The organism is Rhodococcus sp. T7, assembly GCF_009872365.1.
Lineage (GTDB): Bacteria > Actinomycetota > Actinomycetes > Mycobacteriales > Mycobacteriaceae > Rhodococcus_F.
In genome coordinates this window covers 1-1,717 of the sequence record NZ_WXYH01000203.1, presented here as the reverse complement: position 1 = coordinate 1,717, position 1,717 = coordinate 1, and the positions used below count along the sequence as shown (strand labels likewise).

At 64.0% G+C, this 1,717-nt stretch carries 3 protein-coding genes and 1 pseudogene; all 4 read left to right on the top strand.

Features of this window, described 5'->3' with window-relative positions:
* A pseudogene (locus tag MLGJGCBP_RS19455) lies at window positions 1-145 on the top strand (NAD(P)(+) transhydrogenase (Re/Si-specific) subunit alpha); the annotation flags it as partial.
* Between the two features lie 152 nt (window positions 146-297).
* On the top strand, window positions 298-447 hold the full coding sequence (locus MLGJGCBP_RS19450; RefSeq protein ID WP_160097626.1) for a hypothetical protein: 150 nt from the start codon (window positions 298-300) through the stop codon (window positions 445-447).
* Window positions 448-777 (top strand): NAD(P) transhydrogenase subunit alpha, encoded by a 330-nt coding sequence (locus MLGJGCBP_RS19445; RefSeq protein WP_160097625.1) that lies wholly within the window; start codon window positions 448-450, stop codon window positions 775-777.
* A partial coding sequence (locus tag MLGJGCBP_RS19440; protein ID WP_160097624.1) for an NAD(P)(+) transhydrogenase (Re/Si-specific) subunit beta occupies window positions 777-1,717 on the top strand: 941 nt, incomplete at its 3' end. The genes MLGJGCBP_RS19445 and MLGJGCBP_RS19440, both read left to right, overlap by 1 nt.

Below are 1,717 nucleotides of genomic sequence, written 5' to 3'. Positions count from 1 at the left end.
CAGCATGCCCGAGCACGCCTCCGAGCTGTACTCGAAGAACATCTCCGCGCTGCTGGAGCTGATGCTCGTCGACGGCGTCCTGGCCCCCGATTTCTCGGACGAGGTCCTCGCCGCGTCCTGCGTCACCCGTGAGGACGGAAAATAGATGTCCACAACAGGTCTCATTAAACTCGCGCACCGGCTCGGTGCGTTCATCATATGGACGCTGGTGCCCCAACATAACTACGCGCACTTCGACTTCTCGTACAGCACTCCAATCGATCTCGATCGAGCTTCTGACGAGCACAAGGAAATCTCATGATCTCCAGTCTTTTTCGAATCGCGGCGATACCGGTGGCGATCTTCCTCGACCACCTGATGGCGCCTCGCCGGATACGCGAATTCTACGAGAACATCGACGAATACGGCGCAGGCATCAGTGCGCCAATCCACGAGGAGGTGTCGTAGATGTATGCGGAGTTGTTGGCGAATATCGCGATCCTGGTGTTGTCGGGGTTCGTGGGGTTCGCGGTGATCTCGAAGGTCCCGAACACGTTGCATACCCCGCTGATGTCGGGGACGAACGCGATCCACGGCATCGTGGTGCTCGGTGCCCTGGTGGTGCTCGGCAAGGTGGAGAACCCGCCGTGGGGGTTGCAGGTGATCCTGTTCGTGGCGCTGGTGTTCGGAACGATCAACGTGGTCGGTGGTTTCGTGGTGACCGACCGGATGCTGGGCATGTTCAAGTCCAAGCCCGCTGCGCCCGCCGCTGTGTCTGAGAAGGGTGGGGACCGGTAATGGAGTACCTCGTCAACGTGCTCTACATCGTGGCGTTCTCGATGTTCATCTACGGTCTGATGGGTCTGACCGGCCCGAAGACCGCGGTCCGCGGTAACCAGATCGCCGCGGTCGGCATGGGGGTGGCCGTGGTCGCGACCCTGATCTCGATCCGGGACACCTCCAACTGGGTGCTGATCGTCGCCGGTCTGGTGATCGGTGTGGTGCTGGGGGTGCCGCCGGCGTTGCGGACGAAGATGACCGCGATGCCGCAGTTGGTGGCGTTGTTCAACGGTGTCGGTGGTGGCACCGTCGCGCTGATCGCGTATGCGGAATTTTTGGATTCGGACGGGTTCACCGCCTTCCAACATGGTGAGTCGCCGACGGTGCACATCGTGATCGCGTCGTTGTTCGCGGCGGTCATCGGGTCGATCTCGTTCTGGGGTTCGGTGATCGCGTTCCTGAAGCTGCAGGAGACGCTGCCGGGCCGGCCGATCGGCATCGGCAGACTGCAGCAGCCGCTCAATGCGGTGCTGCTGATCGGGGCGGTCGCGTTGGCGGTGGCGATCGGGGTCAAGGCGATCGACCCGACCGGACCCACGTCGCAGTGGTGGATCGTCGGGGTGCTGGTGTTGGCGGCGGTGCTCGGGTTGATGGTGGTGCTGCCGATCGGCGGCGCCGACATGCCCGTGGTGATCTCGCTGCTCAACGCGCTGACCGGTCTGTCCGCGGCGGCGGCGGGTCTGGCCCTGAACAATCAGGCGATGATCGTGGCCGGCATGATCGTCGGGGCGTCGGGTTCGATCCTGACGAACCTGATGGCGAAGGCGATGAACCGGTCCATCCCGGCGATCGTGGCCGGCGGGTTCGGCGGCGGCGGCACCGCGGCGGCGGTCGGGGACGGCACCGCGAAGACGGCGAAGGCCACCTCGGCGGCGGACGCGGCGATCCAGATGGCGTA

Coding starts and splice junctions, on each gene's coding strand:
- MLGJGCBP_RS19450 (WP_160097626.1), top strand. CDS start 298: ATGATCTCCAGTCTTTTTCGAATCGCGGCGATACCGGTGGCGATCTTC.
- MLGJGCBP_RS19445 (WP_160097625.1), top strand. CDS start 448: ATGTATGCGGAGTTGTTGGCGAATATCGCGATCCTGGTGTTGTCGGGG.